Source organism: Paracoccus sp. DMF, from assembly GCF_004407025.1.
Lineage (GTDB): Bacteria > Pseudomonadota > Alphaproteobacteria > Rhodobacterales > Rhodobacteraceae > Paracoccus > Paracoccus aminovorans_B.
In genome coordinates this window covers 29,313-51,037 of sequence record NZ_SOKV02000022.1, presented here as the reverse complement: position 1 = coordinate 51,037, position 21,725 = coordinate 29,313, and the positions used below count along the sequence as shown (strand labels likewise).

The 21,725-nt window shown below is 62.4% G+C and carries 17 protein-coding genes; 9 read left to right on the top strand and 8 right to left on the bottom strand.

The genetic code is table 11. The annotated features are described in order from the left end of the window. Positions 1 to 52: 52 nt before the first annotated feature. Complete coding sequence (locus E3D03_RS12760) at positions 53 to 412, bottom strand: hypothetical protein (protein ID WP_263567250.1); 360 nt, start codon at positions 410 to 412, stop codon at positions 53 to 55. Between E3D03_RS12760 and E3D03_RS12755 the strand changes: the two genes are divergently transcribed. From E3D03_RS12755 to E3D03_RS12740, 4 genes are all read left to right on the top strand, one after another. Then, on the top strand, positions 411 to 1,136 hold the full coding sequence (locus E3D03_RS12755) for an NUDIX hydrolase (RefSeq protein ID WP_263567249.1): 726 nt from the start codon (positions 411 to 413) through the stop codon (positions 1,134 to 1,136). The two genes, E3D03_RS12760 and E3D03_RS12755, sit on opposite strands and share 2 nt — an antisense overlap. Positions 1,137 to 1,663: 527 nt before the next feature. Continuing rightward, positions 1,664 to 2,239 carry a hypothetical protein gene (locus E3D03_RS12750; RefSeq protein ID WP_263567248.1) on the top strand — a complete coding sequence of 192 codons (576 nt, stop codon included), beginning with the start codon at positions 1,664 to 1,666 and terminating at the stop codon, positions 2,237 to 2,239. A 2-nt stretch (positions 2,240 to 2,241) separates the two neighbouring features. Further along, positions 2,242 to 2,457, top strand: a complete 216-nt coding sequence (locus E3D03_RS12745; protein WP_263567247.1) for a hypothetical protein — start codon at positions 2,242 to 2,244, stop codon at positions 2,455 to 2,457. Between the two features lie 107 nt (positions 2,458 to 2,564). Then, on the top strand, positions 2,565 to 3,281 hold the full coding sequence (locus tag E3D03_RS12740) for a TetR/AcrR family transcriptional regulator (RefSeq protein ID WP_263567246.1): 717 nt from the start codon (positions 2,565 to 2,567) through the stop codon (positions 3,279 to 3,281). 201 nt (positions 3,282 to 3,482) lie between these two features. Here the strand turns inward: E3D03_RS12740 and E3D03_RS12735 are convergent, their stop codons facing one another. Together E3D03_RS12735 and E3D03_RS12730 are read right to left on the bottom strand one after the other, a co-directional pair. Then, entirely contained in the window at positions 3,483 to 3,710 is a 228-nt protein-coding gene (locus tag E3D03_RS12735) for a hypothetical protein (RefSeq protein WP_263567245.1), read from the bottom strand. Between the two features lie 7 nt (positions 3,711 to 3,717). Next, positions 3,718 to 3,966: an acyl-CoA dehydrogenase family protein gene (locus E3D03_RS12730; RefSeq protein WP_263567244.1), complete on the bottom strand. Its 249-nt coding sequence runs from the start codon at positions 3,964 to 3,966 to the stop codon at positions 3,718 to 3,720. 264 nt (positions 3,967 to 4,230) lie between these two features. Between E3D03_RS12730 and E3D03_RS12725 the strand changes: the two genes are divergently transcribed. The 5 genes from E3D03_RS12725 (at position 4,231) to E3D03_RS12705 (ending at position 11,087) form a co-directional block, all read left to right on the top strand. Next, entirely contained in the window at positions 4,231 to 6,273 is a 2,043-nt protein-coding gene (locus E3D03_RS12725) for a type I restriction endonuclease subunit R, EcoR124 family (protein ID WP_263567263.1), read from the top strand. Next, entirely contained in the window at positions 6,263 to 7,576 is a 1,314-nt protein-coding gene (locus E3D03_RS12720; protein ID WP_263567243.1) for a restriction endonuclease subunit S, read from the top strand. The genes E3D03_RS12725 and E3D03_RS12720 overlap by 11 nt, the downstream gene beginning before the upstream one ends. Beyond that, a complete protein-coding gene (locus E3D03_RS12715) occupies positions 7,573 to 8,802 on the top strand; it encodes an AAA family ATPase (RefSeq protein ID WP_263567242.1) in 1,230 nt (409 codons plus the stop codon). Before E3D03_RS12720 ends, E3D03_RS12715 begins: the two co-directional genes overlap by 4 nt. After that, the gene (locus tag E3D03_RS12710; RefSeq protein ID WP_263567241.1) at positions 8,799 to 10,439 is read left to right on the top strand and encodes a type I restriction-modification system subunit M; all 1,641 of its coding nucleotides are present in this window, start codon (positions 8,799 to 8,801) and stop codon (positions 10,437 to 10,439) included. Before E3D03_RS12715 ends, E3D03_RS12710 begins: the two co-directional genes overlap by 4 nt. A 69-nt stretch (positions 10,440 to 10,508) precedes the next feature. Beyond that, a complete protein-coding gene (locus E3D03_RS12705) occupies positions 10,509 to 11,087 on the top strand; it encodes a hypothetical protein (protein WP_081962484.1) in 579 nt (192 codons plus the stop codon). A 303-nt stretch (positions 11,088 to 11,390) separates the two neighbouring features. On the opposite strand, the gene E3D03_RS12700 is transcribed toward E3D03_RS12705, so the two are convergent. From E3D03_RS12700 to E3D03_RS12680, 5 genes are all read right to left on the bottom strand, one after another. Then, positions 11,391 to 16,475, bottom strand: a complete 5,085-nt coding sequence (locus tag E3D03_RS12700; RefSeq protein ID WP_411969823.1) for a RecQ family ATP-dependent DNA helicase — start codon at positions 16,473 to 16,475, stop codon at positions 11,391 to 11,393. A gap of 423 nt (positions 16,476 to 16,898) precedes the next feature. Further along, positions 16,899 to 17,810: a carbamate kinase gene (gene arcC / locus E3D03_RS12695; RefSeq protein WP_114350563.1), complete on the bottom strand. Its 912-nt coding sequence runs from the start codon at positions 17,808 to 17,810 to the stop codon at positions 16,899 to 16,901. 1 nt (position 17,811) lies between these two features. After that, positions 17,812 to 18,813, bottom strand: a complete 1,002-nt coding sequence (gene argF, locus E3D03_RS12690; protein ID WP_068767967.1) for an ornithine carbamoyltransferase — start codon at positions 18,811 to 18,813, stop codon at positions 17,812 to 17,814. A gap of 11 nt (positions 18,814 to 18,824) precedes the next feature. Further along, a complete protein-coding gene (locus tag E3D03_RS12685) occupies positions 18,825 to 20,054 on the bottom strand; it encodes an arginine deiminase (RefSeq protein WP_114350562.1) in 1,230 nt (409 codons plus the stop codon). A 15-nt stretch (positions 20,055 to 20,069) separates the two neighbouring features. Beyond that, positions 20,070 to 21,539 carry a YfcC family protein gene (locus tag E3D03_RS12680; protein WP_114350561.1) on the bottom strand — a complete coding sequence of 490 codons (1,470 nt, stop codon included), beginning with the start codon at positions 21,537 to 21,539 and terminating at the stop codon, positions 20,070 to 20,072. Between the last annotated feature and the right edge of the window lie 186 nt (positions 21,540 to 21,725).

Here is a 21,725-nt window from a genome sequence, read left to right as displayed (position 1 = left end):
GAGGGACAAGCGGTTGCGACCACCCTGAGCGCCGCAGAACTCCGCGCCAGGATCACCAGCTCGCCCGCCCGATGACGGCCAACGAGGTCATAAGAAACCACGACGGCTCGATGAGCGACCGGCTGGAGCGGTCGCTGCCTGCCGAGGAAGCGCGCTGGCGGTCGCTTCGGTGCTTGGCGCCGGACGGGAAAAAACCAGCAAGACCAAGCGGATTGCAGGTTGCAAAGAGCGGATCGGCGGCTACAACTGTCCTGACCGCGCCGTCGCCGCAGGAAGCCGCGACCGCCGCCGCAGAAATCTCCTCCGCGCTTTTCCATTGGCAAGGCACGGCCGCAAGATCAACCGATTGCCCGCTGAGACGACGGAGTTGCCAGATGCCGGAAAACCATGCCGTAAGAACCGCCTCGACCATGATGCTGGTGCGTGAAGTCCCGGCGGTCGAGGTGCTGATGGTCAAGCGCAACTATGCCATCGACCATTTCTCGGGCGCCATGGTCTTTCCTGGCGGCAAGGTCGAATCCGCCGACACGGATCCGGCTTGGGCGGAACAGGTCCAGGGTTGGGACGACATTCCCGACAGCGAGCGCGGCCCCCGCATCAGCGCCATCCGGGAAACCTTCGAGGAATGCGGCATCCTGCCGGCCGTCCAAGGCTACGCGGCCGATCCCGAGGGCACGAAGGCGCTGCGCAGCGCCATGGATCGGGGCGAGGCCAGCTTCCTGGCCTATCTGCAGCAGCACGGGCTGCGGCCCGACCTGCGAGCGTTGTCGCTGTTCTCGCGCTGGCGCACCCCGCCCGTCGTCGCAAAGCGGTTCGATACCTATTTCTATCTCGTGGAGGCTCCGGGCGATCAGGTCGCGCTGGCCGATGGGCGCGAGACGATCTCGGCCGAATGGATCGCCGCCGGCACCGCGCTGGACATGGCGGCGCGGGGCGAGCGCACCATGGTCCTTCCCACCCGCATGAACCTGTCGGTGCTGGCAAGGACCGCCAGCATCGCCGATGCGGTCGCGGCGAATGCATTGCGTCCGGCGCATATCGTCGAACCGGCGGTCGAACTGCATGGCGGCGAGCGTTTCCTACGTCTGCGCGACGCGGACGGATATGGCCCCGTGCTGGAACCGCTGCGCGTCTGAAGGACGGGGCGCCCGTTTCCTGCGTCCTGACCGCGCTGGACCTGGACGAGGACCGACATCTTCGCCCGCCAAGATGGCGGCCCGCCGCGAGCCGCTGACACGCGCGAGCACGAACCGATCGAACTGGTCGGAAGCGGCCTGAGCAATGCCGGCATCACCCAGCATCCGGGTCAGCGACAATAACATCAAATCGCACCTGAAAACCTGTTCCACAAGTCCGGTGCCGCGAACCGGCCGATGCGTTATTCGGCCTGGCGTGCAGGCTCCTGAGTCGCCCGGAATCGTGGTGAGTAATACTTTTATACTGCATCGCCCGTGTGCGCCAGCTGCACTCTGCCCAAGGCTAGGGGCAGATGATGCAGACTTCTCCATATTTTCCTTGTGTTCGTCGTCTTCCCTGATACCCCGCACGCGGAAAGCTTAGCGAAAGCCCGAGGCCGAGTCTCGAGATTGACTTTTCACGAAGGTGAGCTAGATTTACTATATGGCTGCTGTGCCAAGAGGATGATGGGATGAAGTCCTATGTCATGGGTATCGACTTCGGCTTTACCACCGCCAAGACGGTGATCCTCGGCCTGCAAGAGCGCATGCTGTCCTCGCAGGTGGCCCATATGGGTGCCGTCAGCGGCGAGGGCGTGGCGGCGGGCATGACAGGCGCTTTGGACTCGGCCGGCCTGGCGCAGGCCGATATCGGCCGCACCGTGGCCATGATGCTGCAGGCGCGGGTCGTCATCGATACCGGCGGCCAGGACAGCAACGTGATCGCGGTCGGGGCCGAGGGCCCTGTCGTCATGACCGGTGGCGTGGCGCGCAACAAGGCCGCTGTGCATGACATCGAAGAAGCTTTGGGCGAAAAGCCGATCCTTCCCGCAATGCCGCAGATCGCCGGTGCGCGTGGCGCCGCGCTTATCGTTCTGGACGACCACCGCACCGAGCAGGGCTATGCGCTTTCGGTCTCGGATGACGATGCTCATGAGGTGCAGACGGCGCTGGACAAGGCCTGTGTCCCGGACTGCACGGGCATGCCGGAACTGGCAGTCCGGGCGTCGGCGCGGCGTGATAACGCCGCCGCGCTGTGGAAGCGCGTCCAGGCTCAGCTCTGACCATGCAGAATTTTCCCGCATTGCGCCTGATCATGAAACTAGGCCGCTGGTGGGCGCTGTGCTGCGGCCTGTCGTTCTGCGCTGTCGCCATGCTGGCGCTGTATCCTCTGATCGGCCTGTTCGCGATGCTGCCCGCGATTTTCGCGCTCGGCTTCGGATATTATCTCGGCAAGAGCTATGTCGAGTTGATCACCATCATCATCACCACCGTGAACTGATCCCGCACCGCGGGCGGGCCTTGCCCAGGGCCCGTCTCAAGCGCCGGCGCTGGACTTTTGCCGGTGACCGTGATCCTCTGCCAAGAGCCGCCTCGGGATATTGTTCGTTGAGCTCCAAGACCCCCTCCAGATCCGCCCCGCGACGTCTTTCCCGGCAGGACCGCACCACCCTCATTCTTCGGACCGCGCGCGAGGTTATCCGCGAGAAGGGCTTCGAGAACTTCCTGCCGCTTGAGGTGGCGCAGCGCAGCGGCATCTCCGAAGGGATGGTCTACAAGTATTTCAAGAGCAAGCGCGAGCTGATGGAGCGCGTCGCCGAGGACTGGTTCGAGGAGTTCCTGACCGAAGCGCCCCCTCCTGCGCAGGACCTGCCGTTGCGCGACCAACTGTTCCAGGTGATCTGGAGTTCGCTGATGACGATCCAGCGGGAACCGGCCCTGACGCGCTTCGTGCTGATGGAGCTGCGGGCCGATCCGAACTACCGCAACCTGCCGACCTATCGACAAAGCCGCCGTTTGGCGAAATCGGTCGTCGACGTGATCGAACTGGGCGTCCAGCGCGGCGCGATCCGGGCGGATCTGAACCGCAAGCTGGTGCGCGACATGATCTTCGGCGCCATCGAGCATTCGACCTGGGCTTTCCTGCGCGGCGAGGACGAGACCTTCTCGGTCGAGATGACCGCGCGGGGCATCACCGACATGATCCTGGATGGGATCAGAACGCCGAAACCGCCCAGCGGCGAGCTGGTCGAGCGGCTCGAGCAGCTGATCGGCCAGCTTGCCGAGGAATTGCGCCATTCGGCGGAGGCCCGTCCCGACATCTGAGCGCGCCGGCCATCAGGCCCCGGGCGTCGATGCCGCCGGCCACGATGGTGCGCAGCAGTTCCAGGCCATCTTGTCCGGGATCGGTCGCATCCTGCCGCGCGACTGGACCACCGTTTCGGTGCCGGCCCTGATGGGTTTGCCCCATATCATGGTCCGCCAACATCCCATTTGCGAACAATTCCGACGGGCGGGCGATGCGGCTCAGACGAATTGCCGTCCATAGAGATGCCGGGCAATGTTGATTTTCTGGATCTGCGGGGTGCCGTCCGCGATCAGCTGGCCGCAGACATTCCGCAGCCGCTGTTCGATCGGCAGGTCCTGCGTGTAAAGGTCTGCATCGCCGATCCGAAGGCGCCATTCAGCGCGCCGGCCGGATTCGCCTCCGGCACCCGCACTTCGTTCAGGAACAACGAGCCGCGCTGGATGCATTTCCAGCTCATATCGGCACAAGGATGGCGCGCACGCCCGGATCGTCGAAGGGCACGAGAGGCCGACACACCGCGCGCCCCGCTTCGGGGTCGGTGCGGGCGAAAACGATTCCGGCATGAGCCGCCATGACCAGCGTGACCGAAGCCTTTTCTCCGTCCAGCACGAAATGATCGCCGTCCCGCCTGGCGCGAGCGCGGATCGCCGCCGCATCCGCTCCCAGGCTCTGGGGAATCCCGCCCTCGCGATCTCGTGCCATGTAGCCGGACAGCAAAGTATTGACGGCAAGACCTTCCAGGGCAGACGCGATACTGGCCGGTCGTCGGTACAGGAAAGCTCCAATGACATTCCTCCTCGCTGCACCTCTCCCCCGCCCGGTCCGGGGCCATGTCAGCCGGCTTGCCGCGCAGCGATAATAATATGGTAACCAGAACTTACCAGAGTCTCGAGCAGAGCAAGGTTCTCCCTTGGACGCCACGGTCGATTCCCCGCGGATTATTGAGCAAATGAGGAATAACCGACGATAGTAACCACGGCGTCCCTCGTTCGGCGCCTTCTTTCGAACGATTACGCCGACAAGGTGATTGTCTGCACGATCCAGAAGCTTGGCCTCGCGCTGGACGAGAACAGCAAGCGCAACAAGCAGCAGAAGAAGGACGGCAAGAAGAGCTTCAAGGAGCAGCTGGCACCCCTGCGCGACAAGCGCATCGCCTTCATCTTCGACGAATGTCACCGGTCTCAGTTCGGCGAGAACCACAAGGCCATCAAGGAGTTCTTCCCGCGCGCTCAGCTCTTCGGATTCACCGGGACGCCCATTTTCGATCAGAATGCAGCGCAGCAGAAGATCGAAGACACCCAAGCCAGCATGAAGACGACGGAAGACCTCTTCCAGCAGCGCCTTCACACATACACGATCACACACGCCATCGAGGACGGAAACGTCCTCAGGTTCCATGTCGACTATTTCAAGCCCCAAGGAAAAACCCTGCCGAAGCCGGGAGAACCGCTGGCCAAGCGGGCAGTCATCGATGCGATCCTCACGAAACACGACGCGGCCACCGGTCAGCGCCGCTTCAACGCCTTGCTCGCCACCTCGTCGATCAATGACGCGATCGAGTATCACACCCTCTTCAAAACGATTCAGGCCGAAAAGCTGGCAACGGATCCCAACTTCCAGCCGCTGAACATCGCATGCGTCTTCTCCCCGCCTGCCGAGGGCAATCCTGACGTAAAGCAGATTCAAGAAGACCTGCCGCAGGAGAAGGAAGACAACGCGGTTGAGCCGGAGAAAAAGAAGGAGGCCCTGAAGGCCATCCTCGCCGACTACAACGCCCACTACGGCACCAACCACAAAATCAGCGACTTCGACCTGTACTACCAGGACGTGCAGAAGCGCATCAAGGATCAGCAATGGCCGGATGCCGACCTTCGCAAGGCTTACCCCAACCAACCGCACCACAAGATCGACATCACGATTGTCGTCGACATGCTGCTGACCGGCTTCGACTCCAAATTCCTCAACACCCTCTACGTCGACAAGAACCTGAAGCATCACGGCCTGATCCAGGCATTCTCGCGCACGAACCGGGTGCTAAACGCCACCAAACCCTATGGCAACATTCTCGACTTCCGCCAGCAGCAGGGCGCGGTAGATGCCGCTATCGCCCTCTTCTCGGGCGAGGCTGCCGCCGACAAGGCGCGGGAAATCTGGCTGGTCGACAAGGCACCAGTGGTCATTCAAAAGCTAGAAACTGCAGTCCAGAAACTTGATACCTTCATGAAATCGCAGGGCCTCGACTGCGCCCCAGAAGCCGTGCCCAACCTCAAGGGCGACGCGGCTCGTGCGGCATTCATTGAGCACTTCAAAGAGGTCCAGAGGCTCAAGACCCAACTTGACCAGTATACCGACCTTACCGACGAAAACCGCAGTAGCATCGAACAGGTTCTGCCACGCGACAACCTGCTCGGCTTCCGCGGCGCTTATCTGGAAACAGCACAGCGCCTTCGGGCCCAGCAGGGCACCGCCACGGACAAACCCAGCCAGGACGCCGACCAACTGGATTTCGAGTTCGTCCTCTTTGCCTCGGCCGTCATCGATTATGACTACATCATGGGCCTGATCGCCCGCTATTCCGAGGCGACGCCCGGCAAGCAGAAGATGAGCCGTGAGGAGCTGATCGGTCTGATCCAGTCCGACGCCAAGTTCATGGACGAGCGCGAGGATATCGCGGCCTACATCAATACCCTCGAGGCGGGCGAGGGCCTCAGCGAAAAGGCCATCCGTGACGGTTACAGCCGCTTCAAAGCCGAGAAGAACGCGGTGGAACTGGCGCAGATCGCGGGCAAGCACGGGCTGGCGACCGAGGCGCTGCAAGGCTTTGTCGACACCATCCTGCAACGCATGATCTTTGACGGCGAGGCACTGACCGACCTGATGGAACCCCTTGGTCTGAATTGGAAAGCGCGGCGGGTCAAGGAACTGGACCTGATGGCCGACCTGATGCCGGTGCTGCTGAAGCGGGCCGGTGGGCGCGAGATTTCGGGGCTGAGCGCTTATGAGCAGTAAAGAGAAATCATCTGCCCTCGCAGGCAGCGGGGCTGCTTTGGTGCCGAAGCTGCGGTTTCCGGAGTTTGAGGAGCGTGATGGTTGGAAGGAAACACCGCTCCAGAAGCTTGCTCGACCTGTAACTGATCGGGCGACAACCGGCGACGCGGACAACGTGCTAAGCCTTTCGGGCGAGCATGGACTTGTCCTTCAAAGCGAATACTTCGGAAAGAAGATCGCTGGCGACAGCACTGATCGCTATCTGAAGATTCGCAAAGACGACTTTGTCTACAATGACCGGACAACCAAGGCGTCAAGCTTCGGAACGATCAAACGGCTTTCCGCCCATGAGGTTGGGATCGTCTCGCCCATCTATAAGTGCTTCCGCTTCCAGTCGAGTGAAAACTCAGCCTTCTGGGAATGGTATTTCGAGTCGGGAAGCCACGATCCGGCGCTGGGTGGGCTGGTCAACGAGGGCGCCAGAGCAGGCCGCTTCAACATCTCCGTTACTCAGTTCTTGTCGAAAAACGCATGGCGGCCGGATGAAGACGAACAACAGAAGATCGCCGACTGTCTGGACTCGGCGGACGCGCTGATTGCCGCGCAGGCGCGGAAGGTAGAGGCGCTGAGGGCCCACAAGAAGGGCCTGATGCAGCAGCTTTTCCCCCAGGAAGGCGAAACCCAACCCCGCCTCCGCTTCCCTGAGTTTGAAGGGGAATGGGCCAAATCTACAATCGGTGCATTCAAACCCTTTGTGACAAGTGGCTCGAGGGGATGGGCGGCGTTCTACGCCGATGAAGGCGAATTGTTCGTCCGCATCACAAATCTTTCCCGCGAATCCATCTACATCGACTTGCGCGACAAGAAGTTTGTGCAGTTGCCGGGTGGTGCGAATGAGGGCATCCGCACCCAGCTGAAGGCGGCTGATGTGTTGATATCAATCACGGCGGATATTGGGATCATTGGATACGTCGATGAAAACGTGCCATCCCCCGCATATATCAATCAACACATAGCTCTAGTGCGTTTTGAAGATGACAAATTGTGCAGTAAGTTTGTCGCCTACTTTCTTGCGTCTGACCAAGCCCAACGGCTGTTCCAGTCGTCAACTGACAATGGAACGAAGGCTGGGATGAATCTAACGACTATACAAAACATCGGCCTAATGGTTCCTTCGATCCGGGAACAACAGCTCATCGCAAGCTGCCTCACCTCCCTCGACGACCTCATCGCCGCCGAGACCCGAAAGCTCGACACGCTTAAGACCCACAAAAAGGGTCTGATGCAGCAGCTTTTCCCCCAAGTCGGGGAGGGTGACGCATGAGCACCTACAAGAACCTGAAAACTCTGGTGGCGCGACTGCGTGACGATCTGAACAACCCGACTGGGCCAGTCTCGCTGGTCTTGATTTATGCCTACAACCGCACTGGCAAGACCCGCCTGTCGATGGAGTTCAAGGACGCTGGCAAGCGCAAGAACAAGAAGAACCCGACCGGCACGCCCGACACGCTCTACTTCAACGCCTTCACCGAGGATCTGTTCGTCTGGGAGAACGACCTCGAAGGCGACAGCGTGCGCCGCCTGCAACTGAACGAGAAGTCGTCCTTTTTCAACGCGATGACGGAACTCGCGCTGGACGAAACCATCGCCCGCTACCTGTCCCGCTACGCCGACTTCGAGTTCGACTTCACCTACAAGGACGTTCAGCAGGGCAAGGATACCATCTCCAAGCCGGATTTTGTCAGCTTTCGCAAGGGTGGCGAGGCCAACATCAAGGTGTCGCGGGGCGAACAGAACATCTTCATCTGGTGCATCTTCATGGCCATCTGCGAACGGATGCTGGATGGGCATGAATCCTATCAGGGGAAGAAGTACCTCTATATCGACGACCCGATCTCATCGCTGGACGACAACAACGCGATATCCGTCGCCTGCGACCTGGCCAAGCTCCTCCGCCGGGCGGCCACACGGAAAGACGCCGACGGCAAGCCCGCCCCGATCAAGGTGATCTTCTCTTCGCACCATGCGCTGTTCTTCAACGTCATGTGCAACGAGGTCGGCCGAAAGATCGATGACGCGCCTTCGGTCGACCATCGGCGATATTTCCTGCACCGGCCGAGTGGTGACGGGACCTATACGCTTCAGGCGACGGAGGACACGCCCTTCTTTCACCATGTGGCCACGCTCGCCGAATTGCAGCGCGCGGCTGATCCGAAGAAGGGCACCCTCTACACCTTCCACTTCAATGCCCTACGAAGCGTCATGGAAAAAACAGCATCGTTCTTCGGGCACTCGAGCATCGCCTTTTGCCTCAAGGCACTGGACAACGATGAAGATCGGGCGCTGTTCAACCGAGCCCTGAACTTATTGAGCCACGGCGCCTACGCCATCCACGAACCCACTGAAATGGGCGAGGACAACAAGGAGCTTTTCCGCCGCATCCTGCGCGAGTTCCTCACGCGGTTCGAGTTTCACCTCCCGGGCGCTGCTCCGGCCCCACATCCCGCCCCGGCGCCAGCGCCCGCCCCCCTGGAAGTACCAGCACAATGAACGACCAAATCCAAAAGCAACTGGGCAAGACGCTCTGGAGCATCGCCGACACGCTGCGCGGGGCGATGAACGCGGACGATTTCCGCGATTACATGCTGTCCTTCCTGTTCCTGCGTTATCTCTCGGACAACTACGAGATGGCCGCCCGGAAGGAGCTCGGGCGCGATTACCCGGACCCCAACACGATCGGCAATGGCGGGCGTTCGCCGCTTTCCGTGTGGTGCGCGCAAAACCCCGAAGATGTTTCGGCTTTCGAAAAGCAGATGCGCCTCAAGGCGCATTACGTCATCAAGCCGGAGCACCTCTGGACCAGCATCGCCCATATGGCGCGCACGCAGAGCGACGATCTGCTGAACACACTGCAGGCGGGTTTCAAATATATCGAGAACGAGTCCTTCCAGAGCACGTTCGGGGGGCTTTTTTCGGAAATCAATCTCGGCTCTGAAAAGCTTGGGCGGACCTATGTTGATCGCAACGCCAAACTCTGCGCGATCATCACCGAGATCGCCAATGGGCTCGCCGACTTCTCATCCGATGTCGATGCGCTGGGCGACGCTTACGAATATCTGATCGGCCAGTTTGCCGCCGGTTCCGGAAAGAAGGCAGGGGAGTTCTATACCCCACAGCAGGTGTCTGACATCCTTTCCGCGATCGTGACGCTGGACAGCCAGGAACCGACAACCGGAAAGAAAGAGCGCCTCGCCAGTGTGCTCGATTTCGCGTGCGGCTCCGGCTCGCTATTGCTGAACGTGCGCAAGCGCATGGGACCGCATGGCATCGGGAAGATCTACGGGCAGGAAAAGAACATCACCACCTATAACCTCGCTCGCATGAACATGCTGCTGCACGGCGTGAAAGACACGGAGTTCGAAATCTACCATGGCGACACACTGACCAATGACTGGGACATCCTGCGAGAGCTGAACCCTGCCAAAAAACCTTCGTTTGATGCGATCGTGGCCAACCCGCCCTTTAGCCTCCGTTGGGAGCCGACTGAAGCGATGAGCGACGACGTGCGGTTCAAGAACCATGGGCTGGCGCCCAAGTCCGCCGCAGATTTCGCCTTTCTCCTGCATGGTTTCCACTACTTGAAGGATGAGGGCGTGATGGCCATCATCCTGCCGCATGGCGTGCTGTTCCGAGGTGGGGCCGAGGAGCGCATCCGCACCAAGCTGCTGAAGGATGGTCACATCGACACCGTGATTGGCCTGCCCGCGAACCTTTTCTATTCGACCGGTATCCCAGTCTGCATCCTCGTGCTGAAGAAGTGCAAGAAGCCTGATGACGTGCTCTTCATCAACGCGGCCGAGCACTTTGAAAAAGGGAAGCGACAAAACCGCCTGCGGGAAGGGGCAGATGGCAAGCCGAATGACATTCAGAAGATCATCGAAACCTACCAGTTCCGCAGGGAAGAGGACCGCTACTCCAAGCGTGTGAGCATGGATCGCATCGCTGAGGAGGGCTTCAACCTCAACATCTCCCGATACATCAGCACCGCTGTGGCTGAGGCTGAAATCGACCTAGATGCAACGCAGCAGGAATTGGTCTCGATCGAGGACCAAATTCGGGAAGCAACGTCGAAACACAACTCGTTTCTTCGGGAGTTGGGGCTTCCAGTTCTTCCGGGGGTCGAATGAGGTATGCCGATCTGGCTTTCCGCACTGTCTGAGCGTCAGAAGCACAGCAAAAGTTGGGCCATGTAGAAAATGAATGCGGAGGGCTACCAACAAGACCTGCTGTCTGACCTGAGCGATCTCGATTTGATGCGCCATCTACTTGCAGATATGCACGACGGCCTCGAAGGAAAGATCACCCGGCTGCGCCATCTCGCTGATCTATCGGGCGCGATGGGAAAACGCGGTACGATGATATTTGGCGGGCCTGCCGCATACCTCGCTTGGGTTGAGGCGCGTGACTGTTACGTGCACGGGAACTTCGTCGCAACAGTTCTTCTTTGCCAAGGCATGGTTGAACAGTTGCTCGCTGCATACCTGCATGCAGGTCTCTTGGTGGACAAGATCCCTGAGCGCATCCAGTTTCGCGAAACCCTGCGCCTTTGCAGGGAGCGGGATGTGATTTCGGATAACGACGTCAAGGACTTGGAGCGCCTCATGAGCCTTCGAAATCCGCTTTCCCATTTTCGGCATGTGGACGATGCAAGCAATCTTGAACGCCGATCTCTAGACGGTGGAGCACATCCCGACGTGCTGATCCGACGCGATGCAGATTTTGCGATCAGCCTTGCAGCCCGTGTTCTGGCCAAGCCTGCCTTTCGCCTTGGCTGATCACCTTCCCCCTCCTCTGGTTCCTCCCCGGCCCCAAACGTATGCGGGGGGGCGCAGCGCGGCATTTCGCTAGCGATATGGATTCTCACCGGGGAAGCCACCCGGAAGCCACCTGCCTGTCGATCCTGCAAAAAGCGACTCATTATCAAAGGCTTGTGGAATCACGACCTTGGCGCGCTGGATTCTTTCGGGGAAACCAGGGAATCCACTTCCGGGGAAGCCACCTTGGCCAGAATCCATCCAGCGGAATCCACCCTTTTCGATCCGTGATGGATAGGCCAAGGCCACGCCTGATCACGAACATCAGCTACCCTTCTGATCCACATTGACTGCTTCCGCCCCCGCTGCGAACACCAGTTCCGGCAGGACCACTTCCCACTCGTCACGGCGGAGCAGGTGGTGGTACTCCTCGTCGCCATCCTCGCGCCGCCAGGTCAGTATGGCCGCGACCTCGCCGCGCAGGAAAGTGGTGCCTTCAGGTGGGGCAAAGGCGCGGGCGAGGCGGGCAAGCGTTTGGCCTTGGGCGTTCTCGATCCGCCAGCGGTCGCCGTCGCGGAGAAGATGGACGAGGTCACCAGGGCGCGCGGCGGCGATGGCGGCCAGCGCCGGATCACCCGGCCGCAGACGCCCGGCGAAAGACAGGTCCACCAGTTTTGGGTCCGGCGGCACATAGCGCAGGCGGGCACGCGGCAGGGCTGTGGTGTCGGGGGTGACGCGGCGGGAAAGGACAGCGTCACCGGGCTGCACGAAGGCGTGCGGTCCGTCTGTCAGCACGGTCAGGGTGGACCGCGCCCGCGTCATGGCGACATAAAACAGGCGGCGTGGGGCGTCGGCATCCTCGCCGCGCGAGGGGCGATCCCAGCCGCCGTTCAGGATCGCAACATGATCGAACTCCAGCCCTTTGGCGCGGTGGGCGGTCATCAGAAGAAGGCCCCGCTGTTCGCCACGAGCGTCCCGTGCCCATTCGCCGAACCACTGCACGAGGTCAGGCACCGGGGCAGCCTTCTCGACCAGTTCACGCGCCAAGGTGCCGATACCTTCGCCGATCAGGTCAGTCCAACGCGATTGCGGCTGGGCGTTCAGGACGGCGACCAGATCAGGTATGGTCAGCAGACGCGTCCGATCCAACAGCAGGGCGCGAATGAAGCCTTGCATCTCGCGTAGTCGCCACAGACTCGGCAGAGTTTCATTGGCCATGTCGATGGGAATGCCCAAGGCTTCCGCATAGGCGCGCACGGGCTCCAGCCGGCGCCAGTCGCGGGCAATGACCGCACAGCGCCGCCATGACCAATCGGGGTCGAGCCGGGACAGGCGCTGCAGTTCGTCCAGTGCAGCCACCGCCTGCGCGGTATCACCGCCCGCGTCCAGCAGGGTGACACGCCCTTGCGCCACGGGGTCCAGAGCCGCCCAATCTCCGCCCGGCATCGCCTTGGCGCGGGCGCGGTTCACGGTGATGTCATGGCCTGCCTTCATGCGCTGAGCAGCAGGCGCGATCACGGCATTGGCCGCCGCAATGATATGGGCCGTGGAGCGGTAGTTCTCGGTCATCCAGACCGGTTTGGCGGCATAATCCGCCTCGAACCTGCGTATGAAGTCGATGCTGGCCCCGGCGAAGGCGTAGATGTTCTGGTCATCGTCGCCCACGGCAAAGAGGCTGATGCGCAGCTCATCCTCCAGCGACCGCCCCGCCACCGCGCCGATCAGGGCGTATTCCTCGGGGCCGATGTCCTGATATTCGTCGACCAGAAGCCAGCGATAGCCCTGGATGAGCGTTTCGCGCAGCGCCTCGGCCTCCGCCTTGGTCAGACCATCCCCGCGCAGCAGGGCCACGGCCTGCATGACAATGCCGTCAAAGTCGCGCGGGCCGTCGTGATCGCCTGCAAAGCTCGCCCCCATCAGCCGCATCGCCAGCGCGTGGCAGGTCGACACAGTCACCCCCGCTGCGTCATCCCCGATCAGGCGGCGAAGGCGTTCGCGGATCTCGGCCGCTGCGTGGCGATTGTAGGTCAGAACCAGTATACCGCGCGGGTCTTCGCGCTTCACGCGGATGAGATAGGCGATGCGGTGCACAAGCACGCGCGTCTTACCCGATCCTGGCCCCGCCAGCACCAGCACGTTGGTCTGTTCGCGGTCATCGCGCACGATCTCAGCCTGCACGGGGTTATCCAACGCATCAACGATGGTCCGCCATGAGGTGCCGGTGGTCTGCCGCCGGATTTCCGTGCCGCGCCCAGGCAGCCATCGGCGCAGGAAGGCGTCGCGGTCCAGCACGAAGTAATCCTCGGAAAGGCGCTGGGCCTGATCCATCGCCTCCAGCCCCTTTTCGGCATAGGCGGCCATCACATGGGTCTGGATCGTCGTCTCGTTGTAGTGCTCTTCGAGGGGCGCAAAGTGCTGCACCGTGAAGGGCCCGCCCTTGGGGCTCAGATGAACCGTGATCGCCGGGCGGAACACCGTCAGGCCCCGGCCCAAGGTGGCAACCTGCTGTTCGTGCAGCCACAGAAGCGCGCGGTCCATCAGGCGGGTCATGTCCTTGACCTCGGCCCGCAACAGCGCATCACCGTTCAGAGCATCCAGCATCGCGCCAAGGGTGGTCTCGACCTGAATGTCCTTGCCTCGCGTGCCTTTGGCCACTTTTCCGGTGAGATGGGCCAAGAGCGCCCGCGCGCCCTGCCGCCGCAGATCGGCGGTGCGGGCAACCACAGGCCAAGAGCGTTCCAGCCGCACGAAGATCGTATTCCGACTGACCTTGCGCAGAGTCAGGTTCCCCCGCCCGCCGTCCTGATCGCGCCCGTCCTGCGCCATGCCGCGCAAGATGGTTTCCACAAGATCGGGGCGCACCTGCGCGTGGCCCTTGTCACGCAGGGCTTGGCAGGTTTCGGTCAGGTTCAAGGGTTGCGCCTCGACCCCTTCGGCATCCGGCACGGTCTCTTGCATCAGGGCGATCAAGTCGGCTTCCATCCGGGCCGCGTGATCCAGACGGCGGGCCGAGGCATCCTCGACCCCAAGATGCACATAGACCGTGACAGCCGTGTCGTTGCTGGCGATCCCCAGCACCTCAAGATCGGCAAAGGCCCGCTGCAGATCCCGGCCCGTCAGCCCGCACGCCCCGGTGAGATCATCGGTGGAAACCCCTGCGTCGATGGGCGCATTCATCACATGGCGCACGAGGTCCAGAAGCTGCTTGCGCCGCCTTCCGGTAATCTGCGCCCGGTCCAGGATCGCCGAAGCCTCATCCACCGACCGGATGCGCAGCGACGACGGGAACACCTGCACCCGGTTTTCCTCACGGGAAAGCAGCGTCGCCTCCTCGAGCCAGGCGACGGCGGTTTTTACACGGGTGTCGTCGGTGGTCTTGTCGCGCTCGAATTCCTGATCCTTTTCCTCACGCACGATCTCGCCCGGCGTGGCGATCACCTCGCCGGACTTGTGCTTTTCCATCCGCCGCAGCGCCTTCAGGATTGCACCAATCTCATGCCGCGCCAGCCGCGAGCGGGCGGACAGCGAGAATTGCCGCTCCACATCCTCGGGGCTGAACAAGAGCACGCAATTGGCTGGGCCACGATCCCGCCCCGCGCGGCCTGCCTCTTGCAGGTAGTTCTCCAAGGATCCCGGAATATCGCCATGCACCACCAGCCGGATATCGGGCTTGTCGATGCCCATGCCAAAGGCGTTGGTCGCGGCGATCACCCGCAACTGGCCGATGCGAAATGCCTCTTGCAAATCGCGCTTGCGGTCGGGCGGCAGGCCAGCGTGGAAGAAGTCCGCCGCCAGCCCCTGCCCTTTCAGGAACTCCGCCACCTTTTCCGTGGCCCCGCGGGTGGCGCAATAGACCACAGCGCCCGAGGCGCCTTCAGGCGGCAGATTCGCCTCGATGGCGGACAGGATGTCGGTCAGCTTGGTGGCCTTCTGCGTGGGCAGCACGGCGAAGGACAGGTTGGCGCGCACCGCCCCGCCATCCAGCAACATCAGATCCACCCCCAGACGGGTCTGGAAATGGTCGCGGATGTCGCGCACCACCTCGGGCTTGGCGGTGGCTGTCAGGCACAAAACGGGCGCAGGGCTGTCGCCCGAGAACTCCTTGATGAAGCGGCTGACATAGCGGTAGTCGGGCCGGAAATCGTGGCCCCATTTGCTGATGCAATGCGCCTCGTCCAGAACCCACAGCCCGACCTCGCGTTGTTGCAGAACGGTGCGGATCGACGGTGACCGCAATTGTTCGGGTGAGATCAGCAGCATCGCCGCATCGCCCATCCGCACCTTTTCCAGCGCGTCATGCCGTTCGGGCAGCGACAGCATGCCGTTCACCGTCACCGCACTGGAAATCCCTGCCCGCGCCAGCCCCTGCACCTGATCCGCCATCAGCGCCACAAGCGGCGAGATCACCACCGTCAGCGCCCCGGTCTTGTCGAACCGCGACAGCGCCGGGATCTGGTAGCAGACCGATTTGCCCGTGCCGGTCGGCAGGATGCCCAGCACGGATTTGCCAGCCATCGCCTCGGCCACGATGCGTTCCTGCAAGGGGCGGCCCATGTCGTCCACCGGCTGCGGGCGGAAGGACGGAAAGCCGAACCACCGCTCCAGCGCAGCATTCGGGTTGTTCTTCTCGGCGCACCAACCGCAAGCCGGATCGCCGCAGTTGGTGTCGCGAAGGTGCCGCACGATCAGCCCGGCCTGCGGGAACTGCAGCCGCACCCAGGGCGGCATGACCGAGTCCCCACCCGCCACCGAAATCCAGGACAGCGCATAGGCCATCGGCCAGCCGTTGCGCGGATCGGACAGGCGGCCAAGGGTCTGGTCCAGCCGGTGATTGCAGGCTCGGCCATCCAACAGTCGGCGGATGGCGGCATGGGCTGCGGCCTCACCAGGCGGCGGGCCCCGCAGAAACTGGAACAGCGCGTCGAAGCCTGCCCCGCCCTCGGCCCGCGTCGTCAGATGGTGATAGGCAAGCACCGCATCGGGCGCCTCCCGCCCCAGCCGGGTGAAGGCCGCGATCTGGTCGGACAGCACCTGCAGCGCCAGCCGCGCATCCTGTTCGGGGTCATTCACATGCCCGACCTGCAGCCGTCCGTCCTGATAGTGCTTGACCAGATGGTGGTAGGGATTGCGAGGAAAGGCCAACGGGTTCAGCCAGAGCGTATCGATCGGCGCAGCCCCTAGCCCCGCCAGCCGCGCCCGGTTCGCCACCAGATGCGGCAGGTCGTGGCGCAGGATGTTGTGACCGACAAGATGAACCGCGCCCTCGCAGAACGCCTCCAGCCGGTCCAGCGCAGGTTCAAGCGCGGCCCCTTTGTGAGCCAGCCCCGCCTCGCCCCGAACCGCCGCAAAGGCAAAAAGCCGCGCAGACTTCGGATCAACCTCGAGATCGACCGAAACACAACGCGACAGGAACAGGGTGGGGTCGAAGCTCAGCTATCCGAAATCCAAGGGCGAAGATGAAGGCGCAAGCCATTGATAACCCTGTTGCCCAAGGAAGCAATGCCGTAGATCGATCTGCGCCCCGGACCAGCGACTTGAAGGGCCTGCATCGTTGCGTGCTTTCTGTTCGGGCTACTTTCGGTCAGGCTCCGATGCGATCCATTGCATAGAGAGTAGTTTCGGAACGTCTGGAAAACCTGCACGTTCCGGTGTGATCTGGTAAGGTCGGAATGCGACGAGGAGCCCCGCCGGACCCGAAGCGGCAGCGGCAAAATGGAGGCGGAAAATCACTTACCAAACGCCTGCAACCTGTTCAGAGATAAACGGGACCACATCAGTCCGACTCACCGTTGGTCCTTTCTCGTTGCCGCAAAGCCAAACCTTCCTTGAATCTCAATCTCCGTTCCGGACACGGGTGCCCGCGCGCCGTTCCAGGATCTCTACCGCCTGATCGAGCCGCCCGACCCCGGCCAGCCCGCCTTGGTCGGCAAAGTCTGCGGCGGCGGTCATTTTCGGTCCCATCGACCCGGCAGGAAGATCGAGTGCGCGCGCCTCGTCGGGGGTCAGCGAGGCGATCACTGCTTCGGTCGGGGTGCCGAAATCGCGATAGACGGCATCCACGTCGGTCAGCAACAAGAGGGCATCTGCTCCGAGTTGGCATGCCAGAAGAGCACTGGCGGCATCCTTGTCGATCACCGCCTCGATCCCGGTCATGCTGCCATCGCGCTGCCGCAGCACCGGAATGCCGCCTCCGCCGGTGCAGATCACGATCACGTCCCGCTCCAGCAGAAGCTGCAGCACGCGTATGTCGGGGACTTCTTTCGGTACCGGCGAGGGCACGACGCGGCGCCACTTGTCGCCATCGGGCGCAATGGACCAGCCGGCGGCCCTGGCGCGGGCCTCGGCTTCTTCACGTTCGTAGACCGGGCCGATGAACTTAGTGGGCTTGCCGAAAGCCGGGTCAGTCCCGTCCACGATCACCTGGGTCAGCAGCGTGGCCACCGGCCGACTGTGACCCAGCGCATTTTCCAGCTCCTGCTCGATCATGTAGCCGATCATGCCGCCGGTCTCGGCCCCCAGCACATCCAGCGGATAGGCCTCGTCCGGCTTGTAGGCCGCGCCCTGCAGCGCCAGCAGCCCGACCTGCGGGCCGTTGCCGTGGGTGATGACCAGCCGGTGCCCGGCCTGAACGATGCGCGCCAGCGCGCGCGCGGCCTCGCGCACGTTGGCCCGCTGGTTTTCGGCCGTCAGCGGCTCGCCCCGCCGCAACAGGGCGTTGCCGCCAAGTGCTGACACCACAAGCATTTCAGCCCCCCAGCGTGGCGACCAGAACCGCCTTGATCGTGTGCAGCCGGTTCTCGGCCTGGTCGAAGACGATCGAGGCCGGGCTTTCAAAGACCTCCTCGGTCACTTCCATGCAGTCGAGCCCGAACTCGTCCTTGATCTGCTGGCCGACGGTGGTTTCGGTGTTGTGGAAGGCAGGCAGGCAATGCATGAATCGGGCGCGCGGGTTGCCGGTTTTTTTCATCACCTCGGCGTTGACCTGATAGGGCATCAGCAGCTTGATGCGGTCAGCCCATTTCTCCTTGGCCTCGCCCATCGAGAGCCACACGTCAGTATAGACGAAATCCACCCCTTTCACGCCCTCGTCGACGGAATCGGTCAGCGTGATCCGCGCCCCGGTGTCCTTGGCGACGGCATTTGCATAGTCCTGAATCTCGGCCGTCGGCCACAGCGTCTTTGGCGCGCAAAGCCGCACGTCCATGCCCATCTTGGCGCCGCCGATCAGCAGGCTGTCGCCCATGTTGTTGCGGGCATCGCCAAGGAAGCAATAGGACACCTGACGCAGCGGCTTTTCGGCATGTTCCTGCATGGTCAGGAAATCGGCGAGGATCTGGGTCGGGTGGAACTCGTCCGTCAGCCCGTTGTAGACCGGCACGCCGGACCAGTCGGCCAGCGTCTGCACCACTTCCTGCCCGAAGCCGCGGTATTCGATCGCGTCGTAGATGCGGCCCAGCACGCGGGCGGTGTCCTTGACGGTTTCCTTGTGGCCCATGTGGTTGCCGGACGGCCCCAGATAGGTCACGGTCGCGCCTTGGTCATGCGCCGCCACCTCGAAGCCCACGCGGGTGCGGGTGCTGTCCTTCTCGAAGATCAGCGCGATCTCCTTGCCCTTCAGCTTCGGCACTTCGGTTCCGGCGTATTTCGCCGTCTTCAGATCGGCCGAAAGCTTCAGAAGGAAACCGATCTCGGCCGGGGTGAAATCGCGGAGGGTCAGGAAATGGCGGTTTTTCAGGTTGAACGACATTCGGTGCCTCCTCAGACGGCGTCGCGGATGGTGGGGCAGGACATGCAGTGGCTGCCGCCGCGGCCGCGGCCCAGCTCGGCGCCCGGAATGGCGCGTACATCGATGCCGGCGGCCTTCAGCGCCGCGTTGGTGTCGTCGTTGCGGTCATAGCCGATGACCACGCCCGGACGCAGGCAGAGCACGTTGTTGCCGTCATTCCACTGTTCGCGCTTGCGTTCCTCCTCGGTGTTGCCGCCGGTCGCGACCAGTTCCAGCGACTTGTAGCCCAGGACCTCGGCCACGATCTCGAAGATCGGGCGCGGATCGTGGCGGAACTCTATCGCCGCCCCGCCCTTGCCGGGGCGCAGGTCATAGCAGACCAGTTCCTCGGCCACTTCGCGAAAGGTCGTGACCACGTTGCCGCCGCAGAGGGTAAAGATCGTGTCCAGGTGCATCGCGGCGCGCGATTTCGGGATGGCAAAGGCCAGAACCCGCTGGGCGGCGCCCTTTTCGAACAGCGCGACCGCCAGTTGCCCGATGCCCTGCGGTGAAGACCGCTCGCCCATGCCGACCAGCACCGTACCATTGCCGACCGGCATGATGTCGCCGCCTTCGACGGTCGCCAGCCCGTGATCCACGCCGGGATCGCCGAAGTAGATCTCGGCCTTGCCGGCGAACTTGGGGTGGAACTTGTAGATCGCGGTGTTCAGCAGCGTCTCGGGGCGCCGGGCCGGCCAGTGCATCGGGTTGACCGAGACCCCGCCATAGATCCAGGCCGAGTTGTCGCGGGTGAAAAGCGCGTTGGGCAGCGGCGGCAGGATCAGGCCCTGATGGCCAAGATAGGCCCCGAACAACCCGCTGGGCTTGAACGGCAGATCGCCGGTCGCCAGCCCGCCCAGCAGGTATTCCGCCAGCTTCGCGCCGGGCAGCTCCTCCATCCAGGCCCGCAGTTCGGCCAGCATGCCGACGCCGACCTGATCGCGGTTGATGCGGTGGTCCAGCACATACTTGCGCCCCTCGGCCAGGTCCAGCGTCTCGGCCAGCAGGTCGTTCACGTCCAGCACCTCGACGCCCTCGTCGCGCATGACGGATGCGAAGACGTCATGGTCCTTCTGCGCCTGCTTGACCCAGAACACATCGTCGAACAGCAGTTCCTGGCAATTGTCGGGCGTCAGCCGGCGGTGAGCAAGGCCGGGCCGGCATACGATGACCTGACGCAGCTTGCCAGTTTCAGAGTGAACTCCAAGCGTTTGATCGGACACGGTTTCTACCTTTCCTTACAGAAGTGCGGCGACAGTGAGAGCCGCCGTGATGAAGACCAGCAGGATCAGCATCAGCGGCCAGATGAAGGCCAACCAGCGGATGTAGGACACATGCGCGATGGCAAGGCCGCCGACCACGACCGCGAAGGTCGGGTTGATCAGGTTCACCAGCCCGTTGGCCGACTGGAAGGCCGTGACCACCAGGTCGCGCCCGACACCGGCGAAATCGGCAAGCGGCGCCATGATCGGCATCGACAGCACCGCTAGCCCCGAAGAGGACGGCACGAAGAAACTCATCCCGACCTCGATCCAGAACATCAGGTTGATGAAGGCCAGATCGCCAAGGCCGCCCAGCGACTGTTCCGCACCGTGCAGGATCGTGTCGGCGATCAGCCCGTTGTCCATGATCACCACGATACCGCGGGCAAGACCGACCACCAGAGCGACGCCCAGAAGATCGCGCGCGCCATCGACGAAGCTGCCGGTCAGCTTTTTTTCGCCCAGCCGTCCCACCAGACCGATGACGATGGCCGATCCGAAGAACAGCGCACCCATCTTGTCCATCCACCAGCCCTGGCTGGAGACGCCCCAGATCATCGCCGCAAAGGTCAGCGCAAAGATGATCAGGACGACCTTCTGTGTGCCTGTCAGGGTGGCATCTTCCATATTGCCGAACCCCGCGTGCAGGAACAGCCTGCGATGCGCATCGGCCTGGCCCGCCACGATCGAGCGGGACGGATCGGTCTTGACCCGATGCGCATAGCGCATGACATAGGCCGCACAGATCACCAGCCCGCCCAGCAGGATCACGACGCGAAGGATCATGCCTTCGGTAAAGGGAATGCCCGCCGCATTGGCCGCGATGACAGTGGCAAACGGGTTGATGGTGGAACCCAGCACGCCAATACCCGCACCGATCAGGATCGTGGCCACCCCCGTCACCGCATCATAGCCCGCGGCGATCATCACCGGGATAAGGATCGCGTAAAAGGCCAGCGTCTCCTCGGCCATGCCATAGGTCGTGCCGCCAAGCGCAAACAGCGACATCAGGATCGGGATCATCCAGATCTCGCGCCCCTTCATCGCGGTCATCGCCGTCTTGATCCCTGCGTCGATCGCGCCGGTCGCATTGACCACGCCAAGAAAGCCGCCAAGGAACAGCACGAAAAGCGCCACATCGATGGCGTTCGCCTCATAGCTGTCGGGGTCGTAGAAACCCGCGACGGGTGCCAGCATCACCTCGACAAAGCCCTGCGGGTTCGCCTCGACCGTCTTGAAAGTGCCAGCCACGGCCACTTCACGGCCGATTTCCTCGTTCATCACCCGGTCATACTGGCCTGCGGGGATGATCCAGGTCAGCGCGGCGACAAAGATGATCAGCAGGAAAAGGATCGTGTAGGCAGTCGGAAAACGGGATGCGAGACCATGGGCGGGATCGTTTTCCGATGCGCCCGGATCGCCGCTTGGCGCGTTCTGATCTGTCATGGCTGGTCTCCCTACGGTTAACTCCGATGTGCAAATCTCAACCCAAAGCTATCGAGGCTTGACGCCAAATCAAATTGCTCGATGCTGAGGCAGCAGACAATTTGAGATGGTCAAGTCCTCAATGCTGATTGATTGCTCTGCCTGACTGGGCTTTTGCGCTTGAAAGCACGGGCGATTGCACCGGTC

Coding starts and splice junctions, on each gene's coding strand:
- E3D03_RS12755 (WP_263567249.1), top strand. CDS start 411: ATGATGCTGGTGCGTGAAGTCCCGGCGGTCGAGGTGCTGATGGTCAAG.
- E3D03_RS12760 (WP_263567250.1), bottom strand. CDS start 412: ATGGTCGAGGCGGTTCTTACGGCATGGTTTTCCGGCATCTGGCAACTC.
- E3D03_RS12750 (WP_263567248.1), top strand. CDS start 1,664: ATGGGTATCGACTTCGGCTTTACCACCGCCAAGACGGTGATCCTCGGC.
- E3D03_RS12745 (WP_263567247.1), top strand. CDS start 2,242: ATGCAGAATTTTCCCGCATTGCGCCTGATCATGAAACTAGGCCGCTGG.
- E3D03_RS12735 (WP_263567245.1), bottom strand. CDS start 3,710: ATGCATCCAGCGCGGCTCGTTGTTCCTGAACGAAGTGCGGGTGCCGGA.
- E3D03_RS12730 (WP_263567244.1), bottom strand. CDS start 3,966: ATGGCACGAGATCGCGAGGGCGGGATTCCCCAGAGCCTGGGAGCGGAT.
- E3D03_RS12720 (WP_263567243.1), top strand. CDS start 6,263: ATGAGCAGTAAAGAGAAATCATCTGCCCTCGCAGGCAGCGGGGCTGCT.
- E3D03_RS12715 (WP_263567242.1), top strand. CDS start 7,573: ATGAGCACCTACAAGAACCTGAAAACTCTGGTGGCGCGACTGCGTGAC.
- E3D03_RS12710 (WP_263567241.1), top strand. CDS start 8,799: ATGAACGACCAAATCCAAAAGCAACTGGGCAAGACGCTCTGGAGCATC.
- E3D03_RS12705 (WP_081962484.1), top strand. CDS start 10,509: ATGAATGCGGAGGGCTACCAACAAGACCTGCTGTCTGACCTGAGCGAT.
- arcC (WP_114350563.1), bottom strand. CDS start 17,810: ATGCTTGTGGTGTCAGCACTTGGCGGCAACGCCCTGTTGCGGCGGGGC.
- argF (WP_068767967.1), bottom strand. CDS start 18,813: ATGTCGTTCAACCTGAAAAACCGCCATTTCCTGACCCTCCGCGATTTC.
- E3D03_RS12680 (WP_114350561.1), bottom strand. CDS start 21,539: ATGACAGATCAGAACGCGCCAAGCGGCGATCCGGGCGCATCGGAAAAC.